We start from the raw sequence: 16772 nt of genomic DNA on the forward strand, positions 1-16772 counted from the left end.
TCACTCCGTCGCGCCCTCGCGCGACGCCACGACGTCGGTCAGGACTTCCGCGAGTTGTGCCGCCTCCTCGACGGTGAGCTCCGCGCTCGCGATCCCCGTGCCGTGATCGCCGGCGGTCGTCTCGATGCTCACCACGATCCGGTCGTTGTCGTCGGTCGTCTCGACGTCGATCGACGCGTAATCGGGCGATTCGCGGGGTAATCCGACGGAGAGATCGCTCTCGCCGACGCTCACGTCGATCGAGGCTCGGTCCGGCCGGTCCAGGTCGATCGTCGTCCACGGGTCCGTCTCGCTCATAGCGTCCCCAACGGCGGCGATCCCCTTCAGTCGTCCGGCGTCGAGAGCCGTGTGTTTATGACCCGATCCGGTCGAACGTCGATGCGTGACCGAACCACGGACTGTCCGCTGTCTCGGCTGTGACCGGCGGATCGACGCGGACGCCCGCGTGTGTCCCCACTGCGGCGAGCTCCAGCCGACGCCGATCCTCGCCGTCGGGGCGGTCGTGGTCGGGGTGTTCGCGTTCCTGTTCGGGTTCCTGCTCGGGGCGTTCACGGTCGGGGTCACCCGGTGGATCGGCTTCGCGCTCGCGGTCGTCGGGTTCGGCCTCGCCGTCGGCGGGTACACGAGTTACCTGGACGCGAGGGCACGCCGGGGTGGGCGAGCGAGGTAGGCGTCGCCACGACGCTCGAGGGGTCACCGCTTCCGTCCCCGCGTCGATCGATGGGTTCGAAGCCCCCCGGGCCGAAGCCGACGTATGGCAGATCCGACGCGCGATGACCCGACGTCCGGAGCCGACGATGCCGGGGGAGACGACGCGACCGAGCAGCTCGTCGAGAGGGGTCCCGTCACCGCGGAGTACGTCGAGACCGATGACGAGCGCGTGCTGACGTTCGACCGCGACGGCCGGACCGCGGCGATCGTCCAGAACGCCACCGGGTACGCGATCGTGAAGGTCCGGACCGCACCCGACGGGGACGAGCTGGAGCGGTACTACGGGTTCGATATGGCCCTCGACCACGCCGCCGAGCGTCTCGGCGTGGCCGTCGCCGACCTTCCGGTTCCCGAGGCGGCCGCGGATATGGGCATGTGACCGGCTGCGGCCGCAGCCGGCCCCGATCGCACGGCCACTCGTCAAGCTGCAGCGGTCGATCGGTCACCCGCCAAGCTGCAGCGGTCGATCGGTCACCCGCCAAGCTGCAGCGGCTGCCCGGTCACCCGCCCAGTTGGAGCCCGTCGCGCCAGTAGAACCAGGGGCCCAGGACGAGGTAGGTGCCGGCCAGAAACAGCAGGGCGAACGCGAAGACGCGGCCCCAGTAGCCGGTGTTGACGATCGCGACCGCCTGGACGACGCCCATCACGATCGCGTCCTGCGCGTGGAGGTCGGGATAGGTCACCTGCGAGACCATAAGCGCCGCGAGCAGCGCGGTCTCGGGGACCAACACGACCGGGTCGGTGTAGCCCGCCAGGACGGTCGCGGCGATGATGGTCGCCGCGAGGGTCGTCTGGACGCCCTTCGTCTCGTCGCTGTCGAGGTCGTAGGCGGCGTAGAGCCCGAGCCGCGTGACCGCCATCGCGACGTAACACGCGCCGACGCCGATCCCGGCCAGGAAGGCCGGGTCGGTGGCGCCCATCCCGGCCGACTCGAGCGTGATCGCGACGATCGTCGCGGGGGCGACGCCGAAGGTCGCGACGTCGGCCAGCGAGTCGAGGTGGTCGCCGGCGGGCGTGGATCCTCGCTTCCGGGCGATGATCCCGTCGAGCGCGTCGGCGATCGCGCCGAACAGCACGAGCCGGGCCGCGAGCTCGACGTCGACGGTGGCTGCGGCGACCGCTAGGAACCCGATCGCCGCGTTCGTGACGGTGACGGCGTCCGCGAGCCCGAGCCGGCCGGCGAACCGCGGCTTCATATCCACCGGGTCGTGGACGTGCTTTTTACGTGTTGTCATTCCCAGAACCTGGGACCGGACCGCGGTACATAAGCCCGCGGCGACCGGAGGGACGCGTATGCAGCGGAGACGGTTCCTGCAACGTGCGGCCGGGACGGCGACGGTCGCGGCGACGCTTCCCCTCTCGGGGTGTCTCGAGGGCATCGCCGGGATCGGGACCGGCGGGAACGGAGAACCCGACTACGACGTGGGTATGACCGCGACGACGTTCCGCCCCCAGGAGGTCACGATCGCGGTCGGCGAGTCGGTCACTTGGCGGAACACGAGCGCGCGGACCCATACCGTCACCGCCTACGAGGGCGCCATTCCCGAGGACGCCGACTTCTTCGCGACCGGCGGCTACGAGGACGAGGCGACCGCCCGCGACGAATGGTGGAGCGCCCGCGGCGGCGCCCTGGAGAACGCCGAGGAGTTCACTCACACCTTCGAGGTTCCGGGCCGATACGATTACGTCTGCATCCCGCACGAACAGGGCGGGATGATCGGCGCCGTGATCGTCGAGGAGTGACCGATGGTACCGACGGCCGCGGAGCTCCTCGGCGTCGACGTCGCCCTGTTCCTGCTCGTCGGCCTGCTCGGCGGTGCCCACTGTATCGGGATGTGTGGTCCCCTCGTTACGGTCTACGCCGACCGGATGGGTCCCGAATCGGATCCGGCCGGCGACGGTGCGGTCGGTGGGAGCCGCGACTCACACCTCACCACCTACGAGGTCCGCCAGCACGCGCTGTTCAACGTCGGGCGGGCGACGAGCTACACCCTCATCGGCGCGCTCCTGGGCGCGATCGGCGGCGCGGTCTTTCTCACCGCCGAGACGCTCACGTCGACGGCAGGGGTTGTTCGCGGGACCGTCGGCGTCCTCGTCGGGCTGTTCGTGGTCGTGATCGGCGCCCGCTACCTGCTTGGCGGGGCCGCGGCCGGGATCCATCTACCGGGGCTCGAGCGCGTCACGGGTCGCCTGATGACCCACGTCGACCGGCTCGCGAACGGGCCCGGGATCGTCCTCCTCGGCGGGCTCCACGGGCTGTTGCCCTGCCCGATCCTCTATCCCGCGTATCTCTACGCGTTCGCGAGCGGCTCCGCGGCGTCGGGCGCGCTCGCGCTCGCGGCGCTCGGGATCGGGACGATCCCGGCGGTCTTCGCCTACGGAACCGTCATCGAAGCGGTCGACGCGGTCCACCGCAAGCGGCTCCATCGTCTGCTCGGCGTCGTGTTCCTGGCGCTGGGATACGTGCTGTTCGCCCACGGGCTGATGAGCCTCGGGATCCACGTTCCGCACCCGATGTTTCCGTTCTACGATCCCCTGAGCGGCGCGGGGAGTGGGTGATGGGCCCGCAGACGCAACAGTCATTCACGTCCGGCCCGAACCGCCCGTAACCGGAATCGGTCGGCCGTGCCCCGACCGAGCGCGTCACGGCGATCCGACCGAGCGCGTCACCGTGCCCCGACCGAACGGACCCACGCCCCACACCCATGACCGAGGACCAGACCTGTACGCTGTGTGAGCTCCCGGCCGCCGACGTGGTCGACGACGACGGCAACCGGTTCTGCTGTCCCGGCTGCCGCGACGTTCACGAGGCCCTGGGATCGGTCGACGACGTCGACGCGGACGACGTCCGCGACCGGGTCGGCGAGGGCGATGCGGAAGCGAACCCGGACGGAACCGAAAACGCAGCCGGGAACGATTCCGATCCCGTGGTCCCCGAGGACCACGAACCGACGTTCCTCGAGGTCGACGGGATGCACTGTGCGACCTGCGAGGCGTTCATCGAGTCGGCCGCCGAGGCGACCGACGGCGTCAGCGCCGCCAGCGCGAGCTACGTGACGGAGACGGTCCGGATCGACCACGATCCCGAGACGGTCTCGGCGGCGGACCTCCAGGCGGCCGTCTCCGGGCTCGGATACAGCGCCTATTCACGGGATGACGCCTTCAGCCGCCGCCGGGCCGACGCCATCGCGACGGTTCGGCTCGCGGTCGGCGTGCTCGTGGGGATGATGGTGATGTTACAGTACGTCGTGATCATCTACCCGACCTACTTCGACGGCCTCTTTTATACCGACGCGATGGCCCGATTCCTCACGGACGCGCTGCGCCACACCTCCAGCACGTACTTCTACGGTTTCGTCGGCATTCTCACGACCATCGTCGTGGTCGTGACCGGCAAGCCGATCCTCAGGGGCGCGTACGTGAGCCTCCGCACCCGGTCGCCGAACATGGACCTGCTCGTCGCGCTGGCGGCGATGAGCGCGTACGCCTATTCGGTCCTCTCGATCGCGACCGGCAAGGAACACGTCTACTTCGACGTGACCGTCGCGATCATCGTGATCGTCACGATCGGCACCCACTACGAGACGTCGATCAAACGCCGCGCGACCGATCGGCTCTCGGATCTGACCGCCGTCCGCGTCGACGAGGCGCGCCGGCTGGTCGACGGGGCCGCAGTCGGTCCCGCCGGAAAGCCGACGGACGAGATGGATGACCCGCTCGCCGCCGTCGAAGCGGAGACCGTCGCGATCGAGGCCCTCGAGCCGGACGACCGCCTGCTCGTCCGGGCCGGCGAGCGCGTTCCGGTCGACGGCGAGGTCACGGACGGCGAGGCCGCGGTCGACGAGTCGGTCATCACCGGCGAGTCGCTGCCCGTCGACAAGCGGCCGGGCGACGCCGTCGTCGGCGGCTCGGTCGTCGCGGACGGGGCGCTCGTGGTGACCGTCGGCGAGGACGCGACGAGCAGCCTCGACCGGATCGCCGAGCTCGTCTGGGACCTCCAGAGTTCGAACCACGGGATCCAGGCGCTCGCCGACCGCCTCGCCACGGTCTTCGTGCCCGTCGTCCTCGCGATCGCCGCGGTGGCCGCCGCGGGGACCCTCCTCGTCGGCGCTTCGCCCGCGGAGGCGCTGCTGGTCGGGCTCACCGTGCTCATCGTCTCGTGTCCGTGCGCGCTCGGGCTCGCGACGCCGCTTGCGGTCGCCGCCGGGATCCGCGACGCGCTCGCGCGGTCGATCGTCGTCTTCGACGACACCGTCTTCGAGCGCGTGCGCGAGGCCGATACCGTCGTCCTGGACAAGACCGGGACCCTGACCACCGGCGAGACGCGGGTGGTCGCCCACGACCTCGATCCCGACCTCCTCGAGCGCGCCGCCGCCCTCGAGGGCCGGTCCGCCCACCCCGTCGGGACCGCGATCGCGAACGCGGTCGCGGACTCGACGAACGGTGGAGACGCCGACGCGCCGGCGACGGACGGCGGATCGCCGGTCGCGTCCCGGCGATCGGACGGCGAGGCCGACGCGGACGTCGAGGGCGACACTGCAGGTGCCACCGATTCCGAAGGCGGCACTGATCCCACCCCCGACTCACGCCGCGTCGAGTCCTTCCGCAGCCATCGGACCGGCGTTTCAGGGGTCGTCGACGGCGAGGAGATCCTGGTCGGCCATCCCGACCTCTTCGCGGAGCGCGGCTGGACGGTGCCGAACGCGATCGCCGACCGGATCGCGGACGCGCGCGAGGTTGGCCGCGTTCCCGTCGCGGTCGGCCGCGACGGCGAGGCGGCGGGGACCATCGTGGTCGGCGACGATCTCCGGGACGGATGGACGGAGACGGTGACCGAGCTCGACGACCGCGGGGTCGACGTCGTCGTCCTCACCGGCGACGACGAGCGGGCGGCGACGGTCTTCGCCGAACACGAGGCGGTCTCGCGGGTGTTCGCCGGGGTACCCCCGGAAGGAAAGGCCGAGACCGTTGGACGGCTCTCGGCGACCGGCACGACGGTGATGGTCGGCGACGGGACCAACGATGCGCCGGCGTTGGCGCGTGCGGATCTTGGGATCGCGCTCGGCGGCGGGACCGCGATGGCCGCCGACGCCGCCGACGTCGCGATCATCGACGACGACCTCCGGTCGGTCACGACGACCTTCGATCTCGCGAACGCCGCGGGCCGGCGCGTCAAGGGGAACATCGCCTGGGCGTTCTGTTACAACGCCATCGCCATCCCGCTGGCGGCGCTCGGCGTGTTGAACCCGCTTTTTGCCGCGGTCGCGATGGGCACGAGCAGCCTGCTCGTGGTGGCGAACTCCTCGCGGCCGCTCGTGAGCGACGACGGGGAGTAAGCAGGACCGCCGCTCCGGTTAGTCGACGCTCCGGTCAGTCCACGTTCCAGTCGGTCTCGATCTCCGGCGGATTCACGAGCGTCTGGTAGACGACGCAGTACCGCTCGGTCGCCCGCTCGAAGGCCGCCGCCGTGTCGGGATCGATCGCCTCCCCCTCGGCCGGATCGACGTCGATCGTGAGGCGGACGTCCTCGAAGCCGACCGGCGCCTCCTCGTCGACGCCCATCGTGCCCCGAAGGTCCAGATCGCCTTCGACCTCGACGCCCACGTCCGCGTCGATGCCGAAGTTCTCCGCGACCGCCTGCGCGGTGAGCTGCGAGCAGGCCGCCAGCGCGCCGAGCAGCAGATCGCCCGAGCAGGCGCCCGATCCCGGGCCGCCGGCACCCTCGTGGAGCTCGGCCTCGTAGATGGCTCGACCGATGTCGACGTTACAGGCGCGCCCCTCCTCGGCCTGCTCGGCACCGGTGGCCGACAGCGTTACCTTCGCGGCCTCCGGGTTCTCCTCGTATTCCGCCTTCAGCGGCTCCTGGATCTCGGTCAGGTCCTGGTCGGTGGAGTCGGACATACACGCCATCGGCGGTGACGGCAGGAACGGTTTCGGAGAGCGACAAATACCGCCGTCGTCTCGGACGCGCTCCTCTTCGACTGCGCTTGCGGTCCCGACGGCGCTACTCCTCGACTGCGCTTGCAGCCCGGACGATCGTCTCCTCGCCGAACGTCGGGCCGATCAGCTGGAGGCCGACCGGAAGCCCCTCGGCGGTGCCGGCGGGCACCGAGATCGCGGGCAGGTTCGCCAGGTTGACCGGCGTCGTGTTCGCGTCGGCCAGGTACATCGTCATCGGGTCGTCGATCCCCTCGCCCAGCTCGAAGGGGAGCACGGGCATCGTCGGCGAGGCGATCACGTCCACGTCCGCGAAGGCGTCGTCGAAGTCCGACCGGACCCACTCGCGGGCGTCCTGGGCCTTCGCGTAGTACTTCTCGTGGTACCCGGCCGAGAGCGCGTACGTGCCCAGGAGGATCCGGCGTTTGACCTCCTCGCCGAAGCCCTCGGATCGCGTCTCGGCGAACGTCTCGTTCCAGTTCCCGTCGTGGCCGGCCGAGTGGCCGTACCGGACGCCGTCGAACCGCGCGAGGTTCGAGGAGGCCTCCGAGGTCGCGATGACGTAGTAGGCCTGCACGGCGTGTTCGACCGACGGGAGCGAGACCTCGACCGTCTCGGCACCCTTCGCCTCGAGATCGTCGAGCGCCGCCTCGACGGTCTCGACGACGCCCTCGTGGGCGCCCTCGAAGAGCTCGGGGACGACGCCGACGGTCATTCCATCGACGTCGCCGTCGGCCGCGGCGGCGTAGTTCGCGTCCGCGCCGGCCTCACGGGTCGTGGCGTCGTGAGGGTCGGGGCCGGCGATGACGTCGAGCAGCGCCGCCGCCTCCTCGACGCTCCCGGCGATCGGGCCGATCTGTTCGAGCGAGTTGGCGTACGCGATCAGTCCGTACCGCGAGACGAGCCCGTAGGTCGGCTTGATCCCGACGACCCCGCAGAAGGCCGCCGGACAGCGGACCGACCCGCCCGTGTCGGTCCCGAGCGCGACGTCGGCCTCGCCGGCGGCGACCGCGGCCGCGGACCCGCCCGAGGATCCCCCGGGCACGCGGTCGGGATCGACCGGATTGCGCGTCGGGCCGAAGTGGGACGTCTCCGTGGTCGTCCCCATCCCGAACTCGTCCATGTTCGCCTTGCCGACGATCGTCGCGCCGGCGTCGGCGAGCCGCGTCACGACGGTGGCGTCGTACGGCGGCACGTAGCCCTCCAGCATCCGGGAGCCGCAGGTCGTTTCGACGCCGGCGGTCGAGATGTTGTCCTTGACCGCGACGGTGGTTCCCGCGAGCGGGCCGTCGTCGGTCCCCTCGATCGACTCCTCGGTGATGAACGCGTTGACGTCGGCCATCTACGACACCCGCGGCCCGCGGAAGTAGCCGTCTTCCGTCTCCGCGGCGTTCCGGAGCGCCTCGGACTGGGTGAGTCCCTCTCGGACCTCGTCGGGACGCATCACGTTCACCAGCTCCGCCTCGCGGTCGAACTCGGGGACCTCATCCAGCGTCTCGAAGTACCCGAGGATCTCCGCGAACTGTTCGGGGAACGCCTCCCGCTCCGACTCCTCGAGGTCGACGCGGGCGAGACTAGCGACGTGGTCGACGTCCTCGACGTCGACGTCGGTCGCGTCAGCCGTCTCCCCCGCCTCGTCCGTGTCCGCGGTCGTGGCCGCCGCCTCCGCGGCCGCATCGGACCGTTCGTCGGGCGAATCGCTCATACCGGAGAGTGTGACGGCCCGGGAGTAAGGGTTTCGAATCGATCGACCCCCCGTGGTTCGTATCGACCACGTGACCGCCGTCCGTCGGTGAACCTCGCTTGCCCGTCGGGCGGTCCTACTTCGGAGCCCGCTTGCCCGTCGGGCGGTCCTACTTCGGCGTGACCTCGAACGTCGGAGCCGCACCGTGGAGGGTTCCCCAGACCGCGCTCACGATCGGGATCGCCCAGATACCCGCGTATATCGCCTGCGTGAGCGGGTTCGAGAGAAGGTAGAACCGGACCTTCTCGCGGCGGGTCTCGAGGGGGACTGCGCGCCGCGTCGCCGCGTAGGTACGGCGCGTGAACTCGGCCCAACAGAGGAGGTTGAACGCGACCAGGACCGTCACGGCGGTGGGCAGCGCGACTCCTGAGCCGGCGATCGCGGTCCACGCGACCACCATGCCGACGGGAACGCCGACGAAGTTCGCGACCGAGAGAGCCTGGTTGGCCACGGTGAAGGTCCAAAAGCGGACTCGCTCCTGGAGCGTGAACTCGTCGCGGAACAGGTGGCCGTACGGGCCTCCGACCCAGCGACGCTTCTGCCGGACCCAGTCACCGAGGTCGCTCGGACAGAGGTCCTGCACGTATCGGTCGACGATCCCGAGCCGGTAGCCCCGGAGGTAGGCGGCCACGCCCAGCGTCATGTCCTCGGTGATCGCGTCGGGGTCCCAGGCGCCGAGCGCGTAGAGGTCGCTGACGCCGATGAAGTACCCCTTTCCGAGCAGCTGGTAGGGTCCCGTGCTGGTTCGGGCGTAGATCGCGTCCGACCACGCCGCGATCCCCATCGCCTCCAGGGTCGGCAGCCAGCCGTCGGAGACGTTCCGGACCGTCTGTTTGGCCTGCACGATGTCGTACTCCTCGAGTCCGCCGACCGCGAGCCGGAAGGTGTCCGGCGGAAGCTTCGTGTCGGCGTCGGAGACGGTGACGACGTCGTCCGGTTCGAACGACAGCGAGGCGAACGCGTAGGTCAGCGCCGCGGCCTTGGTCTGGGGGACGAAATCCCCGGCGATCAGTCGCGCGTTGGCCTGCAGGTAATACGAGAGCCCCTCCTGGTCGACCTGGTGTGGCACCACGTCCCAACCCCGTTCGGCCGCCGACGCGGCCAGGTCGTCGACGTATCCGCCGACGACGTCGTCGTCCGCCTCGTGGATCACGTAGACGTGGATCGATTCGGTCGGATACTCCTGGGCGAACACGTCCGCGATCGTCTCCTCGATGACCGCACGGCGTTCGTTTCTGACCGCCAATAGGACGTGCACGGGCCGGATCCGATCGCGTTCGACCGTTTCCGACTCCGCGTCGCCACGGTCGAACGCGATCGCCCGCCCGTCCTCCACGACGTTGATCGGCTGGGAGTACAACAGCGAGGCCACCGAGAGGTTGATCAGCCCGTAGACGACCTGGGTGGCGACGAACACGCCCAGGATCACGGGCAACAGCGGTTCGAACACGCGAGTGACTGCGGGGCCACGGAATATGAAGGTTGGTACGGCGGTGAATGGCGACGCGTCGACGGTGAAACCGCGACGCGTGCGGTGGCGACGCCGTGATACGTCGTCCGTCGAGCGATGGACACGCCGGCGCGGTTGCCGTCCCGCAGATCCCAACGGTGCGGGACGTCCTAACACGGGAGACTTTTTACCACAGGGAAGGTAGCCGGGAACATGATCTCACTCGAGGACGCCGTCACGGCTCGGCTCGAATCACACGGGGAGCGATTCGAAGTGCTGATCGACCCCGACGCGGCGCTGGCGATGAAACGTGGCGACTTCGAGGGCGACCTCGAGGACGTGATCGCCGCCGAGGACGTCTTCGAGAACGCCTCCCGTGGCGACCGCCCCGCCGAATCCGCCCTCGAGGAGGTGTTCGGGACGACCGACCCGATGGAGATAATCCCGGAGGTGGTCGAGCGCGGCGAGATCCAGATCACCGCCGACCAGCGCCGCGAGATGCAGGAGCGCAAGCGCAAGCGGCTCATCAACACCATCGCGCGAAACGCGATCAACCCACAGATGGACGACTCGCCGCACCCGCCCGAGCGCATCGACCGCGCGCTCGAGGAGGCCGGGTTCACCGTCGATCCGATGGAACCCGTCGAGAACCAGGTCGACGACGCCCTGGAGGCGCTGCGTCCCGTGATCCCCATCCGGTTCGAGGAGATCACGGTCGCCGTCCAGCTGCCGCCGGACTACGCCGGCTCCGGCCAGGCGAAGATCCGGGAGTTCGGCGACCTCGAGCGCGAGGAGTGGCAAAACGACGGCTCGTGGGTCGGCGTGGTGACGTTCCCGGCCGGCCTTCAGAACGATTTCTACGACCTGGCCAACGAGGTCTCCTCGGGCGAGGCCGAGACGCAGGTCGTCAAGGACAAGGACGACCTCCGGACGCGGTGACGTCGGGCGGTCGTCGTCACTCCGCGCTCGCGCCGCCATCGACGCTTAGCCCTTAGCCCTTAGCCGTCAGGCGTTAGCCGGCGCCGGCGTCGTCAGCGTCAGCGTCGTTCGCTCCCGTGTTGTCAGCCCCGCCAGCGACGATCGAGATCCGGTGTCCGTCGGGGTCACGAACGCGGAATCCGCCATCGATCGGTTCGAGTGCGCCGGCCGCAGCGGTCGCGTCGGTCACGTCCGCATCGCTCGCGGTCGAATCGCGTGCGTTCGCGATCCGTGCGGCGTCAGCTTCGGGGTCGTCGCTCGCCAGGCCGAGGTCGACGTGGAGGCCGCCGCGTGCGCCGGCGATCCCGAGATGGGGCTCCCACAGCTCCAGATCGAACGGGCCGCGTAGGCGCACGCGGGGGCGGTCGGAACCGCGATCGACGACCTCGAAGCCCAGCGATCGGTAGATCGCCTCGCTCCGCTCGACGGACGCGACCTCCAAAACGACCTCGAAGATCCCCGTCAGACCCGGCGCCTCGTCGTGCCGGTCGCCGATCTCGGCGTCGTCGCCGCGGTCACCGGCATCGCCATCGCCGGCGGATCCCTCCGTCGTTCCGATCTCGACGCAGTGGCCGTCGGGGTCGTCCACGTACAGCGACCGGTAGGATCCGAACGTCCGCTCGACGGGGTCGAGGTCCCCACAGCGCGCGAGCCAGTCGTCGTAGGCGTCGGCGGTCGTCGAGAACGCGAAGTGGGTGTGAACGCCGCCCCGCGGAACCGCCCGTGGGCGACGGCACACGAGACGCGACCCGGAACCGCCGACCGCGTAGGCGACCTCCCGGTCGGTGCGACGGACGCGCTCGCGGCCGAGCCCGAGCCGGTTTTCGTAGAACTCGCGTGCGCGATCCAGCGATCGGACCTCGAGCGCGAGGTGTGTGAGTCCGGTGACGGTCATCGGTGGGGAGTCCGGGTCGGCAGGCGGTCGTGGACAGTCATCGGGGACCGGACCGGCGTGCCGGCTATTCGCCCGTTCCGGTCGCGCGGTGGAACGGCTTGTTCGCGATCGTCTCCCGGAGGTCGGCCAGGGAGTCGCGGCCCGCGTCGCCGGCGGCCGACATCACGGCGAAGACCTCCTTCCGGGAGACCTTCACGCCGGTCTCGGTGAGCGCGTCCTCCGGACGCGACCGAAGCTCCCGCAGCGTGCCGACCGCCAGGAGGTACGGGACGCTCCAGGCGGCCATCGTATTGCCGTGTTTCAGCGGCATCGTCTCCAGGTACGCCTGCGCGTCGTCGAGGAACGAGTGGGCGTACTCGGCCGTCCGGTCGACGACGCGCGCGGAGGACGCGTGGTTCTCGGGGTCGACGATCGACTCCTGGTCGACGCCCTCCGCGGCGAGCCACTCGGCGGGAATGTAGACGTTGTTCTCGGCCGTGTAGTCGTCGTAGACGTCCTTGGAGACGTTGACGAGCTGGAGGAGGAGGCCGAACTCCTCGGCGGTGTCGTAGAGCCGCCGGACGCGCTCGTCGTCGACGTCCGCCCGGGTCAGGAGGTTGGTGATCAGCGTGCCGACGGTGCCGGCGGCGTAATAGCAGTACTGCTCGAGTTCGTCCCGGTCGTCGATCCGGAGGCCGCCCGCCTCGGCGTGCCGGTCGAGGAACATCGCCATCCCGTCGACCATCTCGCGCACCGGCGGCACGATGGCGTCCCGGACGTCCTCGGGGAACTCCTCGAAGGTGGCGACGATCGTCGGCGACCGGGCGACGACCTCCCAGTCGGCGTTGCGCTCCTCCTCGGGCGGGACCCACTCGTCGACGGCGGCGCGGAACTCGACGACGTCGGTGTCGTCGTCGGGGTCGAGGACGGCGTCGTACGTCTCGAGCACGTCGGTCTGTGCGGCCGGCGGGATGTGTCCGGCGTCCTCGACGGTGTCGGCGACCCGGCAGAGGAGATAGCCGAGACAGATGTGGCTCGCCATCGGTTCATCGAGAACGTCGACGGTCAGCGCGAAGGTGCGTGACACGCCCTGCACCGCCTCGTGACACCAGTCGAGGTCCGCTCGGGCGGCCTCGGGGTCGCCGCCGACGGCCGACTCGAGGTCGGACTCGCCGGCGGATATGTTACGTCCGCTCATTCAGATATCGATCGGTAGGGCGCGAGGGGTAAAAAGTCTCGTGGGGACGGCCGACCTCCCCGCGGCGTCGTCTCGGCGGACGGCAAGCACGTTCGGATCTCGGTGGAAGTTAAAAACGAACTATAAATATAGGATATAATATGGTATTAAATATATATCTGATTAGTTGTATGTTCGGCCATCGTCAACAAATCGGCGACGTTCCGTCGGATATCTCGTTCATATCCCGGCTCGAGGCTGATCGGTGGGTGTTCGGGCATCTTTGACGTACCGTACTGTGAGGGAATATTAAAACCCGTATTCAGACACCATTATGGGTTATGAGAGGAATATCGTTCCCGAATCAGCCCGTCATCCGTTTCAAGGCCCGACCCAACGTATTTGATCAAGAGTAATATATTTTTATATATGTGTTGTTTATAAGTTACTTTTGGGAAGAGCAGCTCAACGACGAGCACGATCGACACCGAAACGACGAGGATCACGGTTCCGACGGCGTTGATGGTTCCGACGGCGTTGATGGTTCCGACGGCGTTGATGGTTCCGGCGGCGTTGATGGCGGAATTAGCCCCGTTCGGATCAGCGAGTGCATCGTTTCGCAGTCACGTCGATGTGAATATGGGTTCCAGCCGTGGAACTGGGCCGAGGGCGCTGCGACCGAGCGGTGAGTCGACGAAGCGGGACGCTACTTCGAGCCCCGAGCGGGAACGCTACTCCTCGAGGATCGCGTCGACGAGCGTCTCGTGGTCGAAGTCGTTGATCGGATGGCTCTCGTTTTTGACCGTCGTGATCACGAACTTCGAACTCGTGCGGCGGATCTCGTCGATCGACTCGTAGGACTCGACCAGGTCCTCGACCATCCGCCGGTCGGTGACGTGGGCGATGACGATGAAGTCGGTGTCGCCCATCGTGAAGTACACCTGGTTGACGCCCTCGATCTCGCCGATCCGCTCACCCACGGACTCGTGGTAGTCCTCCTCGTATTCTGCGTATACCTCGCTTATCAACACGATGGAGAGTCCCACCTTCGAGAGGTCCATCTCGTAGAGGTCGTTCAGGATGACGCCCTTCTCGCGCAGCTGTTCGATCCGGTAGTGAACGGTCGATTTGGGGATCCCGGTGTGTTCGTGGATCCGCTCCGGGCTGTTGATCCGTTCCGAGGCGATCGTCTCGAGGATGCGTAGGTCTTTCTCGTCCATGGTGATCGTGGCGGGCTCGAACGTGGATCGAAGCCGCCGAGCAGACCGTGAATTCGCTCGTGTTCGAACCACGTTCAGTTATTCCCCTTTAGTTCGACTTACGTATTAACACTTTCCCATCACCACGCTTTTTCCGATACCTCGCCCTCCGGATCGCCGTTTCTCCTCTGACCGGCGCGTGCCACCGTGTGACTGCTTGATCACTCCCGACCGTTATTACACGCTTACCGTTGTAAGTTCATTTCGAACGCCGAAGATAGTGAATAAAAGTTCAAAATATTCCGAGACTCGGTACAGCGTCCTGGTTTATCCGTGACTTTTGGATAGAAATTCAGGACGTTCTCGTGGCCGGTCACGTTCGCGCCCGGATCGCCGACCCGAGCACATCTCGACCGCCGATCACGGCACTGGCGCATCTCGACCGCCGATCACGCGAGCGTCGGCCAGTACTCCGCGTGGTGGTCGACGGCGTCCGCTACGGCGCGGCGCGTGGACTCGACGTCCTCGTCGATCCAGGCGAGCGGATCCGCCACGTCGGAGTCGATCCCGAGCACGCCCTCGAGCACGCCGAGGGTCGCGTACGCGAGGTGGCTCACCTGATAGCCGCCCTCCTGGACGATCGCCAGGTTCCCGTCGGCGTGGGCCGCCGCCAGCGCGGCGATCCGCGCACCGAGGGTCTCGAACCCGGCCTTGGTGACCACGTTCCGGCCGAGCGGGTCGACCGTTCCCGGGTCCTGGCCGGCGCTGACGAGCAGGAGGTCGGGATCGTACGCCTCGAGGACGGGGTCGACGATCCGGTCGAGAACGAGCTCGTACCCCTCGTCGCCGGCTCCGGGCGGGAGCGGCACGTTCACGTTGTACCCCGTTCCCGTCCCGGTGCCGACCTCGTCGAGGTTCCCCGTCTGCGGGTGGTGTTCGGGATCCCACGACTGGTGGTCGTTGTGGATCCCGACCACGCAGACGTCCTCGCGGTCGTAGAAACACTCCTGGGTTCCGTTGCCGTGGTGGACGTCCCAGTCGACGACCGCCACCCGGTCGACGTCGCGCGTGGCCAGCACGTGGTCGGCCGCGACGGCGACGTTGTTGAGATAACAGAACCCGTCGGCGCGGTCGGGCTGGGCGTGGTGCCCGCTCGGCCGCACCAGGGCGTACGGGACCTCGTCGTCCGACGTCGAGAGGGCGTGCTCGGCGGCGCTGCGGGCGGCGCCGGCCGCGTGGCGCGCGGCCCGGTAGGTGTGCTCGTTCGCGCCCGTCTCGGCCGTGAGCCGGCCACCGCCCTGCTCGCAGAACGCCTGCAGCTCCTCGAGGTAGGACGGCTCGTGCGTTCGGGTGAGCTGGTCGCGGGTCGCCGGGTCGGGCTCCACCCACTCGATCCGCTCGGGGATCTCCGTCCGGAGGATCCGGTTCACGTTCCGCATCCGCTCGGGTCGGTCCGGGTGGGGCTCGCGGTAGGCCAGCCGTCCCGTCCACTCGGCCTCGTTCTCGCCGGCGGGGTGGTCGTGTGCGAGGAAGCTGTCGTGCCAGAATGCGGTCACGGTGCGCATCAGTTCGGCGTCACGGCCGGCGGTTTCCTCAATCTTTCGACCGGTGAACCGGCGAGCGCGCCGACCGCCTCGTTCCCCGGATCAGGACGTGTCGATCAGGTCGAACGCCGTCCCTGCGTCCGCGTCGTTGGCCGCCTCGTAGGTGACGCGCGCGGCGGCGACGTCCTGGATCGCCAGGCCGGTGGAGTCGAAGACCGTGATCCCGTCGTCGTCGGTCCGGCCGGCTTTCGTGCCGGTGACGATCTCGCCGATCTCCGCGTAGATGTCGGGGTCCGTGATCTCCCCGCGTCCGTACGGGACGTTGATCTCCCCCGAGTGGGTGGTCTGGTCGTGGTCGTCGATCGTGAGCTTCGCGGCCGAAAGCACCGCCGTCTCGAGCTCCTGTTTGCCGGCGGCGTCGGCGCCCATCGCGTTGATGTGGGTGTGATCGCCCACGTCCGCGAGGCTCACGATCGGGTCGCGGACCGGCGTGACCGTCGAGAGGACGTCACAGGAGGCGGCCTCGGCGATCGACCCCTCGCGGACGTCGAACTCGCCGGAGAAGTGGTCGATGAAGCGCCGGACGCGCTCCTCGTCGAGGTCGCTGATGACGATCTCGGTGATCGGCCGCACCTCGGCAATGGCCTCGACCTGCGTGTACGACTGGATTCCTGCGCCAACGATGCCGAGCGTCGACGCGTCCTCGACCGCCAGGTGGTCTGTCGCGACCGCCGCCGCGGCGCCGGTACGCTGCATCGTCAGCATCGTCCCGTCCATGATCGACAGCGGGAGCGCCGTCTCCGGGTCCGAGTAGATCATCGTCCCCATCACCGTGGGAAGACCGTGCTCCTTGGGGTTGTCGGGATGGACGTTGACCCACTTGATCCCGGCGGCGTCCCAGTCGCCGGCGTCCATATACGCCGGCATCGACCGGAAGTCGCCGTTGTACCGTTCCAGCTCGACGTAGGACTTGGCCGGCATCTGGACGCTGCCGCGCTCGTAGGCCGCGAAGGCCTCCTCGACGGCGGGGATGACGTCGGTCATCCGGGCGTACGTTTCGACGTCCTCGCTGGACAGCAACAGGACGGACATACCACCGGGTCTCGAGTCTAGGATAATAAAACCAATTATTTCGGAAACGTTGGCTTCCGTTTCATC

Annotated in this window: 17 protein-coding genes; 6 read left to right on the forward strand and 11 right to left on the reverse strand. The window is 68.4% G+C overall.

The window, feature by feature from the left end; genetic code table 11:
• Window positions 1-297: a hypothetical protein gene (locus tag CPZ00_RS12315; protein WP_096391143.1), complete on the reverse strand. Its 297-nt coding sequence runs from the start codon at window positions 295-297 to the stop codon at window positions 1-3.
• Between the two features lie 85 nt (window positions 298-382).
• Between CPZ00_RS12315 and CPZ00_RS12320 the strand changes: the two genes are divergently transcribed.
• Entirely contained in the window at window positions 383-670 is a 288-nt protein-coding gene (locus CPZ00_RS12320) for a zinc ribbon domain-containing protein (protein ID WP_096391144.1), read from the forward strand.
• 84 nt (window positions 671-754) lie between these two features.
• Window positions 755-1090 carry a DUF7111 family protein gene (locus CPZ00_RS12325; protein ID WP_096391145.1) on the forward strand — a complete coding sequence of 112 codons (336 nt, stop codon included), beginning with the start codon at window positions 755-757 and terminating at the stop codon, window positions 1088-1090.
• Window positions 1091-1211: 121 nt separating this feature from the next.
• On the opposite strand, the gene CPZ00_RS12330 is transcribed toward CPZ00_RS12325, so the two are convergent.
• Complete coding sequence (locus CPZ00_RS12330; protein ID WP_096391146.1) at window positions 1212-1907, reverse strand: protein sorting system archaetidylserine synthase; 696 nt, start codon at window positions 1905-1907, stop codon at window positions 1212-1214.
• A gap of 97 nt (window positions 1908-2004) precedes the next feature.
• Here CPZ00_RS12330 and CPZ00_RS12335 point away from each other — a divergent pair, with 97 nt between their 5' ends.
• The 3 genes from CPZ00_RS12335 to CPZ00_RS12345 all read left to right on the forward strand — a co-directional run bounded on the left by CPZ00_RS12335 (window position 2005) and on the right by CPZ00_RS12345 (window position 6047).
• A complete protein-coding gene (locus tag CPZ00_RS12335) occupies window positions 2005-2454 on the forward strand; it encodes a cupredoxin domain-containing protein (protein WP_096391147.1) in 450 nt (149 codons plus the stop codon).
• A 3-nt stretch (window positions 2455-2457) separates the two neighbouring features.
• Window positions 2458-3270 carry a sulfite exporter TauE/SafE family protein gene (locus CPZ00_RS12340; RefSeq protein ID WP_096391148.1) on the forward strand — a complete coding sequence of 271 codons (813 nt, stop codon included), beginning with the start codon at window positions 2458-2460 and terminating at the stop codon, window positions 3268-3270.
• Between the two features lie 146 nt (window positions 3271-3416).
• Window positions 3417-6047 carry a heavy metal translocating P-type ATPase gene (locus tag CPZ00_RS12345; protein WP_096391149.1) on the forward strand — a complete coding sequence of 877 codons (2631 nt, stop codon included), beginning with the start codon at window positions 3417-3419 and terminating at the stop codon, window positions 6045-6047.
• Between the two features lie 34 nt (window positions 6048-6081).
• Here CPZ00_RS12345 and CPZ00_RS12350 read toward each other — a convergent pair whose 3' ends face one another.
• The 4 genes from CPZ00_RS12350 to CPZ00_RS12365 all read right to left on the reverse strand — a co-directional run bounded on the left by CPZ00_RS12350 (window position 6082) and on the right by CPZ00_RS12365 (window position 9842).
• Window positions 6082-6612, reverse strand: coding sequence for an OsmC family protein (locus tag CPZ00_RS12350; protein WP_096391150.1), 531 nt, complete (start codon window positions 6610-6612; stop codon window positions 6082-6084).
• 103 nt (window positions 6613-6715) lie between these two features.
• Complete coding sequence (gene gatA / locus CPZ00_RS12355; RefSeq protein WP_096391151.1) at window positions 6716-7990, reverse strand: Asp-tRNA(Asn)/Glu-tRNA(Gln) amidotransferase subunit GatA; 1275 nt, start codon at window positions 7988-7990, stop codon at window positions 6716-6718.
• Window positions 7991-8353 (reverse strand): Asp-tRNA(Asn)/Glu-tRNA(Gln) amidotransferase subunit GatC, encoded by a 363-nt coding sequence (gene gatC, locus CPZ00_RS12360; protein ID WP_096391152.1) that lies wholly within the window; start codon window positions 8351-8353, stop codon window positions 7991-7993.
• Window positions 8354-8501: 148 nt separating this feature from the next.
• Window positions 8502-9842 carry a glycosyltransferase family 2 protein gene (locus CPZ00_RS12365; RefSeq protein ID WP_199243357.1) on the reverse strand — a complete coding sequence of 447 codons (1341 nt, stop codon included), beginning with the start codon at window positions 9840-9842 and terminating at the stop codon, window positions 8502-8504.
• 213 nt (window positions 9843-10055) lie between these two features.
• Here CPZ00_RS12365 and CPZ00_RS12370 point away from each other — a divergent pair, with 213 nt between their 5' ends.
• Window positions 10056-10781: a ribosome assembly factor SBDS gene (locus CPZ00_RS12370; protein WP_021073788.1), complete on the forward strand. Its 726-nt coding sequence runs from the start codon at window positions 10056-10058 to the stop codon at window positions 10779-10781.
• Between the two features lie 73 nt (window positions 10782-10854).
• On the opposite strand, the gene CPZ00_RS12375 is transcribed toward CPZ00_RS12370, so the two are convergent.
• From CPZ00_RS12375 to CPZ00_RS12395, 5 genes are all read right to left on the reverse strand, one after another.
• Window positions 10855-11715 carry a VOC family protein gene (locus CPZ00_RS12375; RefSeq protein WP_096391153.1) on the reverse strand — a complete coding sequence of 287 codons (861 nt, stop codon included), beginning with the start codon at window positions 11713-11715 and terminating at the stop codon, window positions 10855-10857.
• Between the two features lie 64 nt (window positions 11716-11779).
• Window positions 11780-12892, reverse strand: a complete 1113-nt coding sequence (locus tag CPZ00_RS12380; RefSeq protein ID WP_096391154.1) for a phytoene/squalene synthase family protein — start codon at window positions 12890-12892, stop codon at window positions 11780-11782.
• 710 nt (window positions 12893-13602) lie between these two features.
• Complete coding sequence (locus CPZ00_RS12385) at window positions 13603-14091, reverse strand: Lrp/AsnC family transcriptional regulator (RefSeq protein WP_096391155.1); 489 nt, start codon at window positions 14089-14091, stop codon at window positions 13603-13605.
• Window positions 14092-14519: 428 nt separating this feature from the next.
• Window positions 14520-15638 carry an arginase family protein gene (locus CPZ00_RS12390; RefSeq protein ID WP_096391156.1) on the reverse strand — a complete coding sequence of 373 codons (1119 nt, stop codon included), beginning with the start codon at window positions 15636-15638 and terminating at the stop codon, window positions 14520-14522.
• Between the two features lie 78 nt (window positions 15639-15716).
• Complete coding sequence (locus tag CPZ00_RS12395; protein WP_096391157.1) at window positions 15717-16706, reverse strand: ornithine cyclodeaminase family protein; 990 nt, start codon at window positions 16704-16706, stop codon at window positions 15717-15719.
• Window positions 16707-16772: the final 66 nt, after the last annotated feature.

The sequence above is a fragment of the Halopenitus persicus genome (assembly GCF_002355635.1).
In the GTDB taxonomy this organism is placed as follows: Archaea; Halobacteriota; Halobacteria; order Halobacteriales; family Haloferacaceae; genus Halopenitus; species Halopenitus persicus_A.